Origin of the sequence: Sphingobacterium sp. UBA2480, assembly GCF_002341965.1 — a bacterium.
GTDB lineage: Bacteria > Bacteroidota > Bacteroidia > Sphingobacteriales > Sphingobacteriaceae > Sphingobacterium > Sphingobacterium multivorum.
Genome location: NZ_DDPA01000009.1, coordinates 211337 through 230044, shown reverse-complemented (window position 1 = coordinate 230044; position 18708 = coordinate 211337). Strand labels below are relative to the sequence as shown.

15 protein-coding genes are annotated in these 18708 nt (G+C 40.7%); 8 read left to right on the top strand and 7 right to left on the bottom strand.

Annotation, left to right across the window (positions count from 1 at the left end; genetic code table 11):
• Positions 1-212 precede the first annotated feature (212 nt).
• A complete protein-coding gene (locus B3600_RS21625; RefSeq protein WP_286754356.1) occupies positions 213-1181 on the bottom strand; it encodes a hypothetical protein in 969 nt (322 codons plus the stop codon).
• A gap of 243 nt (positions 1182-1424) precedes the next feature.
• Here B3600_RS21625 and B3600_RS21620 point away from each other — a divergent pair, with 243 nt between their 5' ends.
• Both B3600_RS21620 and cydB read left to right on the top strand, forming a co-directional pair.
• Positions 1425-2762 carry a cytochrome ubiquinol oxidase subunit I gene (locus B3600_RS21620; protein WP_112374156.1) on the top strand — a complete coding sequence of 446 codons (1338 nt, stop codon included), beginning with the start codon at positions 1425-1427 and terminating at the stop codon, positions 2760-2762.
• A 6-nt stretch (positions 2763-2768) separates the two neighbouring features.
• Positions 2769-3845, top strand: a complete 1077-nt coding sequence (gene cydB, locus B3600_RS21615; RefSeq protein WP_286754355.1) for a cytochrome d ubiquinol oxidase subunit II — start codon at positions 2769-2771, stop codon at positions 3843-3845.
• 9 nt (positions 3846-3854) lie between these two features.
• Here cydB and B3600_RS21610 read toward each other — a convergent pair whose 3' ends face one another.
• The 5 genes from B3600_RS21610 to B3600_RS21590 form a co-directional block, all read right to left on the bottom strand.
• Positions 3855-4481: a LuxR C-terminal-related transcriptional regulator gene (locus tag B3600_RS21610; RefSeq protein ID WP_070569509.1), complete on the bottom strand. Its 627-nt coding sequence runs from the start codon at positions 4479-4481 to the stop codon at positions 3855-3857.
• Positions 4482-4493: 12 nt separating this feature from the next.
• Complete coding sequence (locus B3600_RS21605) at positions 4494-6449, bottom strand: sensor histidine kinase (RefSeq protein WP_159332885.1); 1956 nt, start codon at positions 6447-6449, stop codon at positions 4494-4496.
• A gap of 362 nt (positions 6450-6811) precedes the next feature.
• Positions 6812-7366 (bottom strand): NADPH-dependent FMN reductase, encoded by a 555-nt coding sequence (locus B3600_RS21600; RefSeq protein WP_286754354.1) that lies wholly within the window; start codon positions 7364-7366, stop codon positions 6812-6814.
• A complete protein-coding gene (locus B3600_RS21595) occupies positions 7366-7863 on the bottom strand; it encodes a DUF2480 family protein (RefSeq protein WP_112374155.1) in 498 nt (165 codons plus the stop codon). The genes B3600_RS21600 and B3600_RS21595 overlap by 1 nt, the downstream gene beginning before the upstream one ends.
• A 1-nt stretch (position 7864) precedes the next feature.
• The gene (locus B3600_RS21590; RefSeq protein ID WP_286754353.1) at positions 7865-8491 is read right to left on the bottom strand and encodes a superoxide dismutase; all 627 of its coding nucleotides are present in this window, start codon (positions 8489-8491) and stop codon (positions 7865-7867) included.
• Between the two features lie 188 nt (positions 8492-8679).
• Between B3600_RS21590 and B3600_RS21585 the strand changes: the two genes are divergently transcribed.
• The 3 genes from B3600_RS21585 (at position 8680) to fabF (ending at position 11285) form a co-directional block, all read left to right on the top strand.
• Entirely contained in the window at positions 8680-9306 is a 627-nt protein-coding gene (locus B3600_RS21585; protein ID WP_115047963.1) for a helix-turn-helix transcriptional regulator, read from the top strand.
• An 84-nt stretch (positions 9307-9390) separates the two neighbouring features.
• Positions 9391-9984 (top strand): TetR/AcrR family transcriptional regulator, encoded by a 594-nt coding sequence (locus B3600_RS21580; RefSeq protein WP_286754352.1) that lies wholly within the window; start codon positions 9391-9393, stop codon positions 9982-9984.
• Positions 9985-10046: 62 nt separating this feature from the next.
• Positions 10047-11285 (top strand): beta-ketoacyl-ACP synthase II, encoded by a 1239-nt coding sequence (fabF, locus tag B3600_RS21575; protein ID WP_115047959.1) that lies wholly within the window; start codon positions 10047-10049, stop codon positions 11283-11285.
• A 652-nt stretch (positions 11286-11937) separates the two neighbouring features.
• On the opposite strand, the gene B3600_RS21570 is transcribed toward fabF, so the two are convergent.
• A complete protein-coding gene (locus B3600_RS21570) occupies positions 11938-12822 on the bottom strand; it encodes an AraC family transcriptional regulator (protein ID WP_286754351.1) in 885 nt (294 codons plus the stop codon).
• 453 nt (positions 12823-13275) lie between these two features.
• Between B3600_RS21570 and B3600_RS21565 the strand changes: the two genes are divergently transcribed.
• From B3600_RS21565 to B3600_RS21555, 3 genes are all read left to right on the top strand, one after another.
• Positions 13276-14664: an aminopeptidase P family protein gene (locus B3600_RS21565; protein ID WP_286754350.1), complete on the top strand. Its 1389-nt coding sequence runs from the start codon at positions 13276-13278 to the stop codon at positions 14662-14664.
• Between the two features lie 74 nt (positions 14665-14738).
• Positions 14739-16913: a S9 family peptidase gene (locus tag B3600_RS21560; protein ID WP_286754349.1), complete on the top strand. Its 2175-nt coding sequence runs from the start codon at positions 14739-14741 to the stop codon at positions 16911-16913.
• 22 nt (positions 16914-16935) lie between these two features.
• Positions 16936-18609 (top strand): M1 family metallopeptidase, encoded by a 1674-nt coding sequence (locus tag B3600_RS21555; protein WP_286754348.1) that lies wholly within the window; start codon positions 16936-16938, stop codon positions 18607-18609.
• Positions 18610-18708: the final 99 nt, after the last annotated feature.

Sequence of the window (18708 nt, the reverse complement as noted above, 5' to 3'; positions counted from 1 at the left end):
TGTTCCATAATAATGTGTTAATACGCCACGCTGAAAAGTAATGCATATTTTCAACAGCGATCTGTTATCTTTTCACAAATATAGGAGTAAATTCAATATAATCTACTAATTCTATAGATTTTATTAAAATAAATATACGAGACCTGCAAAGGGACTATATAAGCAGACTGGTAGCCGTAAAAGGTTACCGATTAAGGATAAGCAATGAACGCTTATTTTAAAGTTTTTAGATAGGTTTTAATCAGCAGGATGCCTTCATCATGCAATACGGTGGTTCCCTTTTGAGGCATATGCATCTCTCCCAATGTAGACATCCGTCCAATAATCTTCGCTTGTTTCAACCAAATTCCAGTTTCATGCATGGGGCTTTCATAACGAAGATCCAGCATGGTCATATAGGCTGTCCCTTTCGGATTGTGACAATGGGCACAGTTGATTTCCAAATAAGCTCGCGCACGACTTGCAGTCGATTGGGCAAGGTCATCATAACTCGGTAAATTCGTGAAGCTTTTCATGGACTTCAGTTCGAGAGCCCCCTGTTTGGTCAACTGCACCAGTTGCTGGATGCTGTCACCATCCTGACCGATTATCCGGTTCAGATTTCTGATCTTTGGACCTATCGGAAACAGCTGATTTCCTTGTCGATGGCATGCCATACAATCGTTTCGTGAAGGAATAATATAATTTGTTTGTCGCTCGTCACCTTTGCTGTCCAAAAACGAAACATGCACGGAAGCACTGTCCATCAACAACAAAGCTTCATCTTGGGCTACATTCCATTGATAGGTTGCTGCATTCCACTGTCCGTCTTTATAAATCAACAGCCGTGTTTCAAGCAATTGCTGTCGCACATCTCCGGCCGCATCTTTTTGCGGATAAAAAAATGTTTTGGCAATTAGGGTACCATCGGGGAAGCTGGGCAAACCATCATCCGAGGCGATCATTTTTTTTCCCCTGGGAAGAAAGATGACGCGCTTTTTATCGGTATAGTCTGTAAATAAGGTCGAGGCTAATTCATAGGAAATTCCCTGGTCGTTTGGAACAAGATCAGCAATTTTGCCTTTGAATAAATTGTAATCAGATAATTTATCTCGAAACACAATATTATCTTTAGCGATTGTACCCCGCCCCGTATTATTCAATACAATAAAAAATATAGGTATCAATAAAATACCCATCAAAATCAGCACTTTCTTTATTTCCCTAATGCTCTTTTCTACCGTTCAAGTCCGTTTTAAATTCGGGCGAAGATAAGATAAAAAAGAGATTACGCTGATTGATATCTGCTATTGAGGTTCAGATTTTACAATGCGTACAGAAACAATAAAAATCCCGTTATTTTATCAAAAAATAAAACGGTTTCATGGATATATACGCAAATAAAAGGTTATATTTAGCTGTCTTTTAACCAAAACTTCGGCTACATGGAAGATATGATTCTCTATAATCGACTTCAGTTCGCATTTACGATTACATTCCATTATTTATTCCCTCAATTGACCATGGGTTTATCCCTCATGATCGTCTATTTCAAATGGAAATTTCTGCGGACACAAAACGAAGATTACAACCATGCATCCAAATTTTGGATGAAAATCTTTGCGCTTAACTTCACCATGGGCGTTGTAACAGGTATCCCCATGGAGTTTCAATTTGGTACCAACTGGGCTAAATTTTCTGAACTTACGGGTGGTATTATCGGACAGACCTTAGCCATGGAAGGTATGTTTTCCTTTTTCCTGGAGTCATCATTTCTGGGGATGTTTCTTTTTGGAGAGAAGTTGCTGGGGCATAAGCTCCATTTTTTATCCGGACTCATGGTCTTTATCGGATCTTGGGCCAGTGGTTTCCTGATTATCGCCACACATTCCTGGATGCAGCACCCTGTTGGGTATGAGATTCTTGAAAATGGCAAATTTGTACTGAACAATTTTAGTGCATTATTCAATAATCCATGGTTATGGCCATCTTATTTACATAATCAAGCCGCTTCGTTGGTGACCAGTTCCTTTTTTGTGGCCTCTATTGGAGCTTTCTATCTCCTAAGCGACCGGCATAGTAAGTTTGGAAAGATATTCGTTAAAAGTGGCGTCATCTTCGGCGCCATTTCATCGGTTATGTTGGCATTTCCTACGGGAGACCTTGCCGCCAAAAACGTAGTCAAATATCAGCCCGCAGCCTTTGCCGGCATGGAGGGCATTTTCAAAACGGAGCAAGGCGGATCCGAGATTATCCTGGTCGGCCAACCCGACATGGAAAACAAAAAGCTGGACAATAAAATAGCGGTGCCGAATGTCTTGAGCTTCCTCACCTACCAGCGCTGGGATGCAGAAATCAAAGGATTAAATGAATTTGACCAGTCCTTACATCCAACCAACGTACCCGGACTGTATTACAGCTATCACATCATGGTAGGGCTGGGTACCATATTCATCGGCATTATGGTTCTTGGAGCGCTACTGCTTTGGCGGAACAAATTGTATCAAACCAAATGGTTATTGTGGATCATCATGTTTATGATTCCATTTCCATACATCGCGAATACTGCAGGTTGGTATACAGCTGAATTGGGGCGGCAACCTTGGCTTGTTTATAATCTCATGCGAATGGTAGACGGTGTATCCCCTACCGTATCTTCCGGAAATACATTATTTACCTTTCTCGGCTTCGTCGGTTTATACATTCTTTTGGGCTTGTTATTTCTGATGTTAGTCTTGAAGATCATTAGAAAAGGTCCTGAAACGACAGTTGCATTAACCTAATTAGCTATGGAAATATTCTGGTTTATCGTATTAACTTTTATGCTGGGAATTTATATCGTACTCGATGGGTACGATTTTGGAGCGGGAATTGTCCATCTATTCTTTGCTAAAACCGAACAGGAGAAAAAAGCTGTTACCAACTCAATTGGGCCGTTTTGGGATGCCAATGAAGTCTGGCTCATCGCTTCTGGTGGTGTCCTATTTTTTGCTTTCCCCACACTCTACGCCTCCTCCTTCAGTGGTTTCTACCTTCCCCTAATGCTTGTACTTTGGTTACTTATTTTTAGAGCAATAAGTCTTGAACTCAGAGGTCAGGTTCACCATCGTCTTTGGGAAGCTTTATGGGATAAGGCTTTCGGCCTAGCAAGCCTGTTGCTGGCACTTTTCTTTGGCGCCGCGCTGGGCAATGTCGTTCGCGGAGTAAACCTGGGTATGGTAGAGAATGGTGTATCTACCCAAGAGCCGCACTATTTCTTCTTGGCACTTTGGAACCCGACATTTGACCCATTAGCCCAACATCAAGGCATCATAGACTGGTTCACTATCATATTAGGTTTAGTTGCCGCCGTTACATTAACCATCCACGGCGCAGGCTGGGTCATTCTGAAAACATCCAGTACATTGAACACGAGACTAAAGAACATTGTTTTTAAGCTCAACTTTGTCTTGCTTATTCTCGTCATACTATCGGCCTATGTATGGCATTATGTGAAGCCCATCTCCCTTAACAATCTTCAAAATCATTATTGGCTATGGATATTCCCTGTGATAGCTGCCGTTGGATTACTTGGACAATTTTGGATCAAAACCTTTAAAAAAGATGGTATTGGCTTCCTATTTTCATCGCTGTTCATCCTAGGGAGCTTTGCGACGACCGTTGCTTCCATGTTCCCGATAGTATTGCCTTCAACGAATGACGTAAACCCCTCCTTGACGATTCAAAATGCGGCGGCGCATGAATATGGTCTTTCCGTAGGTTTAGGCTGGTTTATGTTTGCCGCAATTCTGGTGATTGCCTATTTTATCATCCAATTTAGGGTCTTCAAAGGTAAGCTGGATGACGTGGGTTACGGCGAACATTAAGAGCGGTCTCTATTCGAGTCCCAACAACTTATGTTTCATTGCCAGCTGTACGAGCTCAATCATATTTTTAACTTTGAATTTAGTCAGGAGATTGCGCCGATGCGTTTCAACCGTAACTGGACTTAAAAACAACTGTTCAGCAATTTGGTTCGTCGTAAGTCCCTTGGAGATCAACGTCAAAATCTCTTTTTCACGCTGTGTAAGCCGAGGTAGACCGCTGATCGTCGAAATTGCACCACGATAAAGTTCTTTTGCCCGATCACAAACGGCCTCTTTCCCATCGAGCCCGAGCTCTACGCAGCGCAGGAATTCTTCGTTGGTAACATCCTTTAAGATATAGCCATTTCCACCAGCCTGCATAAACTGAAAAATAAGGTTTCCATCGGCTAAATTGCTCAATGCAACAATGGGAATCATCGGAAACAGTTTCCTCACCTGTGTACAGACATCCACCCCATTTGTCTTTAACAGCTGCATATCCATCAGGATGAGATCGGCCCCCGTGATCTTTAAAAATTCAATTAACGCAATCTCTTCCAAAAAGGGGTATACGAGATACCCATCCTGATTATTGAGAAAAGAAGCGACACCTTCCAACAATAAGGGATGATCGTCTAACACTGCAATTATCTTCATGACTCCGCTTATTTAAACCGTTACACCAATTTCGATCTGCGTTCCAGATCCAAGCTTACTCTGAATATCAATTGATCCATTGATCCATTTCACCCTGTTGACCATATTATTTAAACCCAATCCATAATTTAACACAGCAGAATCAAAGCCTTTGCCATTATCCTCAACGAGGATATGGAGTACTTCCTCCGATTTACTTACCTGAACGATAATTGAATCTGCATTTGCATACTTTAGTGCATTTGAAATAGCTTCTTGAACAATTCGATACAGGGCCAACCCCTTTTGAAAGTCCACATTCAATTCAGGCTCGTAGTTCTCAAACTGGATCGAAACGTTACTATTTTTCATCGCCATACACAATTGCTCCAATGCTGCTATCAATCCAAACTGACGCAGCGATTCGGGCATCAGGTTATGGGATATCCGTCTTACTTCACCTAAAATATCGTTCAACTTCTGCGGCACTTCATCTGTCAAGAGCGTACTCTTTGCCACATCGCCGGCAATCTTAAATTTTAAACCTGTCAACATGCCACCTATGCTATCGTGCAGATCTTGGGCAATACGCTGACGCTCCTGCTCCTCTCCTTTTAGCATCGATTCCGAAATTTGCAACTGCTTTTCCTTTTCCATTTTGTCCAATGCGATTTCGTGATTGAGCTGTATCTGTGTATTAAGCTTCCGTTGTTTTCGATAGGAAAAAGTAACAAATAGCACAATAAAGAAAAGCAAAACGGCAATACCCAAAACGAGGAAAATCCGAAATTGGTTGCGTTCCTTTTCTGCGCGCAGATTCAGAATCTCTTTTTCTTTTTCTACGGTTTTATATTTTGCTTCCATCTCATTCATTTTCTCCAACAATTGGACCTTCTGAATACTGTCGGATAGCTGATTTGCCTTATTGGACATTTTCAGCGCATCCTGATAATTACCCATCAGCTCATTTACAGCCGCCAGTTGACTGTACACAATTTTACTGTTGTAAAGATCTCGCGTTAATAATCCATTTTTTACGATTTCCTCCAACTGTAGTTTAGCATCAGCATACTTTTTCTGCAGGAGATACACATTAAACTTTCTGAACCGCATCATCTGGAATAATTTCCAATTGTTCATTTTCACCGACCAATCCAACCCGATATCCAGCAGACGAAGGGCTTCATCAGTCTGTTGCTTTGTGGTAAAATAAAGCGCCTCATTGTAATAGTAATTGGGTAATTGCGAAGAATTTGGATAATCTTTCAAGAGCTGTTTGACTTTATCCAGTAGCACTCTTGCTTCTTTAGATTTCACTTGATAGCAATAATTGCTGACTGTATTGAGATAAGCCACCACAAGTGCTGTACTCGGCGGTTGCTGCTCGAGTTGCTTGATGGCCAATTGATGATATTCATCAGCTTTTGCAAGCTGATTGGACGACATAAAGGTCATGCCGATCATCGTATTTATACTACCTTCCATGATGGGGTCATGTGCTTTGGCATAAGGCAGGCACTTCCCGTTTAGGATATCCAGAAAATCAGCAAATCCTTTTTTAGGAAATCGAATCAAGCCCAGATTATACCAAGCTTTGGCCAAAAGGCCCTGCTGAAAAGGTTTTTGCGCATTTCCAAGGAGGTCTACACATCGTTGGGCTTCAACTCCGGCATTTTTACTATCCAGAAATTGTCCATAATAAAAGCTTTTGTAGAGTGCCCCCATCGCCTGTAAACTCCGGAATGGTTTGGCGAAACGCTCCCCCTCCCGCATATGATCCCAAAATTTGGTCGTATCCCTAAATCGATAGTAATCTGCCAAATAAAAATACTGCATTGCCTTCACACTGTCATCCGAACTCGACAGCAATAACCTTTCCGCATCAGATCGATATCTATTTTCATCCAATGGCAGAAAACTCTGTGCACTTACAAGATGCACAGTAAAGTATACTATAAAAAAGGCAATTATCTTCGTTAACTCTTTCAACTGAAACATTATTAATCCAATTTCTTAATCATTTCAACAATTAAACTAAATGGGGCCTTTTCAGCCAATGGTTTCATAATATGCAACAAGAAAGTCTGATGGTGGTTCAAGACTTCTCCCTACGTCTAAATTTGCGGTCGATCCGGCTTTGTCAAAGTCGACAGTAGAAAACGTAGGTCGGAAAACCGCATAGTCAATTAGCGGATCCAAAAAACAAAGATATATCTCCGCGATGAATTGCTAAAGATATTCTTCTACTTTTTTGAAATTAATTTTCCATACAGGATTTGGCCAGTCTATTTAAATATAGGCTAAAACATCTTCCGTTGATAAAAAAGCCTCTCGNNCGAGAGGCTTTTTTATCAACGATATTCCCTGCTCTTTTTCGTAGCAATATCGATCAGCAAGTCAAGCTTACATTGGTAAGCCGAAGATACCACATGTGGATTATCCGGCTCAAAAAGCATAGATTTCATCATAGGCACACTAAAAGGCAATGTCCAGGCGCGGAGCGACTTCGCGATAGCATCCATTGCATTAATGCCCTGTAGTGCGTGTACACCATCGGCCCAACACACCAGTCCGATATGTTTATCCGTCAGATAAGCCGGTTTATTTTTAGCACTGACTTCAAGCCAATCCAAACAATTTTTCATCACACCGGGAATACTTCCATGATAAAGCGGAGACAACCAAAAATGTACATCTGCTTCTAGAAACTGAGTATTCATAATCTTGACGGCATTGGGCACCCGATTGAGACTCAAATCAAATAAGGGTATTCCGCTATCAGCCAGGTTAAAAATCGTATTTTCAATACCTCGTTGGTTTAGTTGGTCGGAAACATAGTGTGACAGTTTTCCCGATGTCGATTCTTGCCTTCTTTCCAAGGCACCATTGAATATTAATGCTTTCATTATACTTTCCCTTTTTTAAAAATAACTTTTGGCATACCAACCTCACCATACATCAAGGTCTGCACAATAGGAATCAAACGTTCCGTCGCCAACATATAAAGTGACGCCGGGATATTCGGACGGGCCCGTATGACAACCTTTTGCTGCTGAAAATGCGATAGATCCATTGCTTGCAAAGCCTGTATCCACAAATCTATTTCCAAAGCCTCTACCGTCTTAAAATCGTAATACGCTGCAACAGGATGAAGTTTTTCCGCCAGGGTCATATAGACCCAAGGCGGGATAATTGCGTCGACAGAACAGTTGATAGCAACCGCCTGATTTCGGAAAGCAGACCAGTCCACCGCGGTCAACGCTTCTCGGAATTCCTTTTCTTTCACGATTGCTTCCCGATACAACAAAGTTTTGATGTCAAAACTTTGGATGGCGAGATTGGACTTAAAATCAATCAGATCTAAAGCCAATATACCCGTGTTTTCAACTTTATTTATAAACATATCAAACCAAGCCTGCAATCACGGCATCGTATTTTTGTTCAACAACAGACCAATCCAAAAGCGACCAAAATGCATCTAAATAATCGGCCCTTTTATTCTGATATTTTAAATAATAGGCATGCTCCCAAACATCGACACCCAAAATAGGGAAACCCCTGCTGATGGATTGTGTATCCATTAGCGGATTATCCTGATTGGCGGTTGCGACGACATCTAAGGCACCGGAATGCTTGACATAAAGCCAGGACCAGCCCGAACCGAACTGCCCAAGCCCCGCATTTTTAATCTTGGCTTTGAGTTCCTCCAAAGAACCAAAGGCTGCATTTATCTCATCTGCTAACTTCCCTGTGGGTACCGTTTTTGGATTGGGCGATAAGATTTCCCAAAATAACGTATGGTTAAAGTGACCACCGCCATTATTGCGGATTGCCGGGCTATATGTACTGACGCTTGTGAGGATATCCAATAGCGTGCTAGCTTCGCTTTCCGTGCCTTCCAATGCCTTATTTAGGTTGTCAACATAAGCTTGATGATGCTTTTGATGATGAATCGTCATGGTCTCGCGATCAAAATAGGGTTCAAGTGCCGCATAGGCATATGGTAACTGGGGTAATTGAAATTTATGCATAGTATTATTGTTTTTATGATAAGTCAAAACTAGAGAATCAATTTTAATAAAACAACTTAATAGTTGTTTTATTAAAGTCATAAAACTAAATTCGAAAAGACTAAACCTGTATCTGAAACACTTTTTAGAACAAAAAATAAAAATGCTATCTTTGTTGGTAGTACATAAAACAACTTTTTTATTGTCAAATGCAGAAAAGTCCAGCTGATCGAATATTGATGTTATTAAAAATGCGCCGAGAAGCCACTGCAGCTTTGATTGCATCGGAATTGGCGATAACAAAAGAAGGAGCCCGTAAACATTTATTGAACCTCGCGAATCAAAACCTGATTGTATCCAATGCCCGGAGCGAAGGTATAGGCCGGCCCTCGACTTATTACAGTCTGTCGCCACAGGGTATGGCAAGATTTCCAGATAGTCACGCCGACATTACCGTACAATTATTGCAGTCGATTAAACAAGTGCTTGGCGAGAATGCGTTGGATCTACTGATTAGTGATCGGGAATCTAAAGTATATCAGAAATATACTGACGCAATATCGGATATTGAATCCATCGAAAAAAAACTTGAAGTTATAGCTGCCAAAAGAACAGAGGAAGGCTATATGGCTGAATGGAGAAAAGAGGCTGACGATTATCTTCTCATTGAAAATCATTGCCCCATATGTGCAGCAGCAACCGAATGTCAGGGATTTTGCCGTTCAGAACTGAATAATTTCCAGCAACTCATCGGTCCGGCATATCGTATCAGTAGAATAGAATACATCATCGAGAATGCGCCGCGCTGTACCTATCGCATTTCAAAGGCGAAATAAAACCAATTTCTAAGACATTCCTGCACAAATTACTAATATACCAAAAAGTATTTTTTATATTTGCATTAAAAGAACAGGAATAACATGTCAAAAGCAGAACAGACACGGCAATATATCATTGAAAAAACTGCGCCCATTTTTAATAAGAAAGGCTATTTTGCGACTTCGCTCTCGGACATCACGACAGCGACAGGATTAACAAAAGGAAGTATCTATGGTAATTTCAAGGACAAAGATGACCTGGCTACTCATGTCTATACCTACCAGAGCAAAAAAATCGCCGAAGCCGTTAATCAGCAAATTATCCAGCAAAAAACAGCGCTAAAGAAGCTATTGGCTTTTCTAGATTTCTACAAGGAAAATTTCAAAAATATCGCAGCTTCAGGAGGCTGCCCCATGATGAATGCGGCCGTAGAGGCGGATGATTCACTATCTTTTCTAACGCCCAAAGTCAAACGTTCCTTTGACTTATGGAGACAACGGTTCATTCTAATACTTGAAGAGGGAGTCGCCAGCGGCGAATTTAAACAGCATATTTCTGCTGAAAATTATGCCATTATGTTTATGGCAATGATCGAAGGCGGAATCCTCCTTTCCAAGATTTCCGGTCGGGGAAAAGATCTTGCCATTGTATTGGATAAAATGAAGGAAATGGTGGATCAGGAGATCAAGGCTTAATTTTTTTTACAAAAACAAATACCAATTGGTATATTAATAAGTTTATATTAAAATAAAAAGAGATGAAAAGAGTTGTCATAACTGGCATGGGGACAATTAACCCGCTGGGAGAAAACATAGACATATTTTGGGATAACATTTTACGGGGCGAAAACCACACAACGATGATTAGCCGTTTTGATGCCTCGCTGTTTCGAACACAGATTGCAAGTGAAATTAAGCACTTTCAACCCGAAAAATACTTAGATAGAAATGAGATTAAACGAAGTGATCTTTTTACGCAATATGCTTTATATAGCGCAGCGCAGGCGATGGAAGATTCGGGACTAGATCTCGATGCTATGGATCCATTTGATATCGGTGTGATCTGGGGTGTTGGTCAGGGTGGAATGGAAACTTTCGAAAATGAAGTTGAGGCTTACGTAACGGGAGATTATAAACCGAGATTCAGTCCTTTCTTTGTACCTAGACTTATTGTGAATATGGCTTCAGGCATGATTTCAATGAAGTATGGCTTAAAAGGAATCAATTACACCACCGTATCAGCTTGTGCCACATCCAATACGGCCTTTATGGACGCCTTTAATTACATTAGGCTCGGCAAAGCCAAAGTCTTCATCAGTGGCGGTTCAGAAGCCCCCATCACACCGGCATCAGTTGGCGGCTTTTCTGCAATGAAAGCCATGTCGAGCCGGCATGATAGTCCACAGACTGCAAGTAGACCATTTGACCGCGATCGTGACGGTTTTGTCATGGGTGAAGGAGCCGGAGCACTCATCTTGGAAGAATATGAACATGCAAAGCAAAGAGGCGCAAAAATTTACGCAGAGCTTGTTGGGGCTTCAATGACCGCAGATGCTTACCATATGACCTCGCCCCATCCCGAAGGGATAGCGGCAGCCAAAGCCATGTCATTGGCGCTGGAAGAAGCAAAAATCGATATCAGCCAGCTCGACTATTTGAATCTCCATGCGACTTCCACACCAGTGGGTGATATCGCCGAACTTAAGGCCGTGCAACGGGCTTTTGGAAGCCCAAATAATCTATGGGTCAGTTCCACCAAATCGATGACAGGACATTTACTTGGGGCGGCTGGCGCTATCGAAGCAATCATTGCCATAAAATCCATCAACAATAATGTAATTCCTGCAACTATTAATATCGAAAATATCGATCCAGATATTCCCGAAGGAGTTCAGATTGTCATCAATCAACCGCATGAAAAAACAGTTCAGACCGCAATGAGCAATGCATTTGGCTTTGGAGGACACAATTCGAGTATCGTCTTCAAAAAGATTTAATTTTTTTGAAATAATTCTTGACAAAGTGTAAAAAACACACTATCTTTGTAGTATCATAATTTAGGTTTATAATTGGTTATTTAAGGTTTTCATTCTCCCCGTTTGAAAACCTTTTTTTTTGCCTATTTTTTTCATCAATTGCACGTATAGATCTGCTTTTTTGAATCGTTATTCCTGTTTGAAGGTCTTTAGGTTTATTTCCAGGAGTCGAATGGGTATAGAATTAGCATCACATCTGCATATCAACTTATAGCTAATCACAATTTTCAATCAATTTTTAGACAGTGATTCGTCACTCGTTATTCAGTTTCCACTGAGTCATCACTGAACGAGCACTGAACAAACACTGAACGAGCACTGAACAAGCACTGTCTAAAACTATAATATAATTCCTACTTGATCCACAGTTGATTCGAAAAAAATTAAGACGAAAAAAGATAAGAGAGGACATTCTAACTGTCTTACACGTACATTGGAATTTAAAATGTGGTAAAATAGCAATTAAAGGATGCTATTTAAAGGCTATAAAAAACAGCGAGGCAACGGAAGTTGCCTCACTGCAAACCTGTTCTTTCATTTTACGAGTTTTAAATCGATAGTTGCCTTGTTGTACTTTAGCGGCAAGCCTAAATCTTGATTTCGGTACTGTATTCTAAATCACAGAGTAAAGCGTTTGTTTATATTGCTGCACATACTCTTTTGGATTGCAGCCTACGATTTGTTTAAAAACCCGATTAAAATTGGTAATGCTATTAAATCCGCAGTTATAGGCAATAAATGAAACACTGTCTAAGTGATCTTCATTTAATTGATTACACACTTCCTTGACTCTTATTCTATTGAGGTAGGTAACAAAAGTTACACCACAATGCTTTTTAAAATATCGACAAAATGCCTGTGGAGTAAGATTTGCATGGTCAGCAACATCTTCCAGCGTAATTTCGTCTTTATAGTGCTCCTTAATATAATTGCAGATGATATTAATGCGATTTGATCCGTGCATCGTATCAAAGGCAACTTCCACCCGTTCGTTACAAAGTGCTTCCGCCTCGCGTGAAATATTTGCCAATGCTCTTAATAAATAGAAAAAGTGCATTAACTTATCCATTTGGTCCGCAGATTTTAATAAACAGACCCGTTCTGCTATTTGGGGAAAATATGAATCGGGAACCTTAAACCCTCTTGAGTTGTTATAAATAAACTGATTCAACGATTCAAATTCCTCCAGGGAAAAAAGCGATTTAAGCCTTCCATTTGGATCGAAAAAAATGGAAACGGAGCGAGATTCATTCGAGAATCCGTCCTGGGAGGCAGACTTAAATACATGTGGTTGATTCGCTCCCAAAAAGAAAATATCATTTTCCTTAAAAGGATGTAAGGTGTCTTCCACAATCAAAACTCCCTTACCTTTTTTTATCCACATTAATTGAGCTTCTTGATGTCGATGGAAATGAGGATAAAAAGTTTCCAATATATCTTCTTGAATTGTTAGACTCTGTCCTCGCATGGTCGGCACATTAAATTGGAGCGTTTTCATATAGGTTTGTTTAGTTTTATGTTTACTGTTTAGTAACATAAATATAACAACTCCAAAGCAACAACACGACTTGGAAATAAAACATAAAAATACTATACTAAAATATGTTTAGTATTCGACAATATTTAATAATCCTCTAATAATACCACGCACAAAACAACGAATTGACAATAAAAACCCATTTATATTGGAAAAATGGGTTAAAATACAATTAGACTTTGATAAATTGTGATAATTATTATTCAATAGAAAGATTGAACTTTATTAAATTTCGTTTTTAGCACTTTTTAGTATAAAAAACGGAGAACATATCATTTGTAACAAGAACAAACACTACACATTAAAGAAAGACCTTTTAAATAAATCATTTTGAAGCGCATAAATTTTACGATATTCGTATTACACAATAGGCACCTAATTAGACAATCCAACTTCAAATAATTCCCAAAACTTATGTTCAAAAAAGAAATATATCTTAATCGCCGAAATAATCTGTTATCAAAGTTCACAACTGGCAAAATTCTTTTGCTAGGTAACATTGAAAATCCGATCAATTTTGAGCACAATACCTATCCATTTCGTCAAGACAGCAGCTTTTTATATTATATAGGTATCAAAAGTCCACGTTTGGCTGCCGTATTGGATGCTGAAAAAAACGAGACCATATTATTTGGCGACGAAATGACAATCGATGATATTGTGTGGATGGGTCAACAGCAAACTTTAGCTGAAAAGGCAGACCTGTCGGGTATCGACAAAATCCTGCCTTTCAATCAACTTTTCGACTACCTTAGCAAAGGAAAACAGGAGGATATTCACTATCTTCCTCCTTATCAGTCGCATAATAAATTATTACTTGAGCAGCTAACCGGCCGTACTGCAAATCAGCTCACCCCCTCTGTGGCTTTGATTAAAGCAGTCGTCGCACAAAGAAGCATTAAATCGGCAGAAGAAATCCTCGAACTGGAGAAAGCGGTAGATATTGCCGTTGAGATGCATCGTATCGCTATGCGTATGACAAAACCTGATTGTTACGAATATCAGATCAGTAATGCCATGCAGCATTTTGCGCAAGATCAGGGTACCTCCTTCTCCTATCCACCGATAGTTACAAAACGGGGTGAAATCCTACACAATCATATGCAATTTCACCAACTTTATGCAGGTGATCTGCTTCTCAATGATTCGGGCGTCGAAACCGCTATGGGCTATGCGTCAGACTTGACCAGAACCTTTCCTGTAGGAAAACGTTTCACTGCGTTACAAGAGGAAATATACCAGATTGTTTTACATGCGTTTAAAACGGCAGAGCAGCTCCTGACTGCCGGAATCCACTTTAAAGAAATTCATTTAAAAGCTTGTGAAGCGCTTGTAGACGGACTTATACAAACAGGATTTATGAAAGGGAATACGCAAGATGCTGTCGCGAACCATGCCCATGCACTTTTCTTTCAATGTGGACTCGGCCATATGCTCGGCCTCGATGTACATGATATGGAAGATCTCGGCGAGCAATATGTTGGATATACCGAAGCAGAACCAAAGGATACCCAAACTTTTGGCATTAAATCGCTGCGGCTCGGTAAGAAACTGGAAGCTGGTAATGTGCTAACCGTTGAACCTGGCATCTATATTATTCCAGAACTAACGCAGCTTTGGGAGCAACAAAATTTACACAAAGAATTTATCAACTATGATTTCTTAAATAAACACCTTGATTTTGGTGGGGTTCGTATTGAAGACAATTACCTGATCGAGCAGAATGGTTACCGACGTCTCGGACAATACCTTGAACGTGAAATCCAGGAAATCTATCAGCTCAAAGACAACCCTATTGACTAAATAAACTCATGATAAAACCCTAAAAGTGTCGTTAATCCCATTTAAGGGACAGATACACGTAAACAGATAAACAAATGAACAGAATTAAACAGTTAGTCCTCCTTATTCTTCTACTGGTTTTTTATGCCCCAAATTTACTTGTTGCACAGCGATTGTGGACAGATCAGGGTGACCAGTATTATGAATTTTCCGACAAGGGAATAGAAACGGTAAATCCGATAAATGGAATGCGAACAGTCTTCCTTTCGCAACAATTACTTATTCCGAAAGGCGCAACGGCAGCCTTAAAAGTCGAAAATTTTTCCATCTCCAAAAATAAGGAGCTTATTTTGATCTATACCAATAGCAAAAGAGTATGGCGAGAGAATACGCGCGGTGACTATTGGGTTTACAACAAGAAGACCAATCAATTGCAACAGCTGGGCAAGAAATTCCCGGCCTCACAACTGATGTTTGCGAAGTTCAATCCGCAAGCGGATAAAGTAGCATACGTGAACAAAGCTGACCATAATATCTACCTAGAGGATCTCAACAATGGTAGCATCGTTGCCGTTACCAACGATGGAACAGACCGTTTAATCAATGGCACATTCGACTGGGTGTATGAGGAAGAATTTGGCTGTAAAGATGGTTTCCGTTGGTCTCCAGATGGCACTTCCCTTGCTTATTGGAAACTTGACGCCCGCAACATCCGCAATTTTCTAATGATCAACAATACCGATAGCCTCTACTCCTACACCATTCCCGTAGAGTATCCTAAAGTTGGACAATCACCGAGTTCCTGCTCCATATGGACTTATGAACTTGCAAATAGCAAGAACACACAGATCAATATCCCGGGAGATCCCAACCAGCATTACATCCCACGTATGGAGTGGTGCCTTGATAGCAAACAACTTATTCTGGAGCAGCTCAATAGAAAACAGAATGAGAGCAAGATCTACACTATTGCACTCTCCGATAATAAAGCGCAGAACATACATCAGGAGCAAAGCGATTCGTGGATTGATATCAAAGCACGGTGGAACAACAATGATCCTTCCGGATGGGACTGGGTTCAAGGTGGAAAGGCCTTCATCTGGGTATCCGAAAAAGACGGTTGGCGCAAAATTTACCAGATCGATCTAGCAGGAAATGAGAAGCTGGTTATGAAAGCCGATTATGATATGATCAATCTTGATTTTTTTGATCCGAAAAATGAAACCATTTATTTTACGGCCTCGCCAAGCAATGCGACACAAAAATATCTTTACAGCGTGTCTACAAAAGGTGGCGTTCCAAAACGACTTACACCAGCCTCATACGAAGGAACCTGCGATTATGATATTTCAAAAGACGGTAAAATCGCCATCTTCAACTTTAGCAACCGGACAACATTACAGCACAATGCTGTTATTGAATTACCGACCCACAAAATACGCGTCGACTTTGAACTGAAACGTGAAAAGAAAGTCAGCGACGGCATTGCGGAATTTTTTAAAGTTAAAACCACCGACGGCATTGAATTAGATGGCTGGATGGTAAAGCCCCTGGATTTCGATCCCAATAAAAAGTATCCTGTTGTCTTTATGGTTTATGGCGAACCCGCATCGCAAACTGTGATAGACAATTTTGGTGCAGGTTATAACAGTCTATATAAAGGAAATATGGCACAGGACGGTTATATTTATATTTCGTTGGATAATCGCGGAACGCCTGCTCCTAAAGGCAGCTCTTGGCGAAAAAGCATCTACCGCAATATCGGACAGCTCAATATTCGCGATCAGGCTTTAGCAACGCAAGAAATACTGAAATGGCCGTTTGTCGACAATTCACGCGTGGCCGTTTGGGGCTGGAGCGGTGGCGGATCGAGTACGCTTAACCTATTGGGGCAATATCCGCAGATCTATAAAACCGGTATTGCCATTGCAGCGGTAGCCAATCAGTTACTATACGACAATGTATACCAAGAACGCTATATGGGCCTTCCGCAAGAAAATCTGGCGGACTTTGAAAACGGCTCGCCACTGAAATATGCAAAAAATATCAAAGGCAACCTACTCTACATCCATGGAACTGGAGACGACAATGTGCACTATCAAAATGCAGAAGTCCTGATCAATGAGCTGATCAAAAATAACGTGCAGTTCCAGTTAATGTCTTATCCGAACCGCAGCCATTCCATTAGCGAGGGACAGGGCACACATGAGCATTTAAGGACATTATTTACAAACTATCTCAAATTACATTGCCCTCCGGGAGGAAGATAGACTGAATAATTTTTATCAAAAAATGAAAAGAATACTATTATATGCATTGGGTACCTGCGGTCTATTGACCGCAGGTATACAGCAATCGGCAGCGCAGCTGATGAAAGAAAAAAATGAATTCACCAGAGCGGATTCACTGCGCGGATACCTAACACCACTACGCACCTGCTACGACATCCAATACTATCATCTGGATGTTAAGGTGGATATAGACAATAAATATATTTCAGGTTCAAACCTTTTCCGTTTCAAGGCCACGACTGATTTTAACCGCCTGCAATTTGATCTTTTTGCAAATTTAAAAGTAAATAAAGTCATTTATAAAGGGAAAGAACTTTCCTTTACCAGAGAGCACAATGCGGTCTTTGTCGAATTTCCTACTGCGATCAAGAAAGGGACACAGGATGAATTTACCGTGTTTTATGAAGGTCATCCTACAGAGGCGGTTAAAGCTCCATGGGATGGTGGCTTTGACTGGAAAAAAGACAGCAAGGGCAAACCGTGGGTAGCAACCGCATGCCAGGGTATGGGCGCGAGTGTCTGGTGGCCAAACAAAGACCATCAATCCGATGAAGTGGATAGTATGATGATTTCCATTGCCGTCCCAAAAGAGGTGATGAATGTATCCAATGGTCGCCTGGTCAATGTAGAAAAAATGAAGGATGGTTATACCAAATACCATTGGAAAGTCGCCAATCCGATCAACAACTACAATGTCGCCATCAATATCGGCGATTATGTTCATTTTAAGGAAAAATATAAAGGTGAAAAAGGACCATTGGATATAGATTACTATATCTTGCGCGAAAATGATACGGTAGAAAAGAAAGCCCATCTTCAAAAAAATGCCAACCAGACCTTAGAGGCTTTTGAACATTGGTTTGGTCCATATCCGTTCTATGAAGATGGCTATAAGCTTGTTGAAACCTACCATACAGGCATGGAACACCAAAGTGCCATCGCCTATGGAAACCATTATCAAAATGGCTATCGTGGCGGGGATGCGTCGGGAACTGGCTGGGGACATAAATGGGATTTTATTGTGGTCCACGAATCTGGCCACGAATGGTTTGGCAACAATATAACCTCCGCTGATCTGGCCGATATGTGGATCCATGAAAGCTTCACGAACTATTCTGAAGGTTTATTTATCGACTATTTCTATGGCAAAGAAGCTAGCCAAGCGTACGCTCATGGTATCCGAAGTGGAATCCAAAATGACAGCCCCATTCAGGGCCCCTACCACGTCAATAAAGAAGGATCTGGCGATATGTATCCCAAAGGCGGTGTCATGCTCAACATGATCCGTACAATGATTGACAACGATGAAAAATGGCGAAATATTCTCCGGGGACTAAACAGCAGGTTTTATCATCAGCAAGTCGATTATAATGATATCGTCAACTACGTAAATCAGCAATCCGGTTTAGACCTGTTAAAAGTATTTGAACAGTATGTACAGCATACCGCCATTCCTACACTGGAAATCAAACAAGATCCTTCGGGGAGAGTCTTGGGCCGATGGATCAGTGAAGTCAAAGGCTTCCATATGCCTATACATATTGGCGTAAAAGGTCAAAAAAGAGAACTTATCCAATTGGATCAACGTTTCAGACCGATTAAAATAGCCGGTTTAACGAAAGATAATATTGATATCGATACGTTCAACTATTATGTTGGCGTATTGGTCGAATAAAACGGATTCAAGGTTACAGACATAAAATAAATGCAACGCCCCGGAAAGTAAGTCACTTTCTGGGGCATTGTATTTATTGAACCACTCTTATCGCTTCAT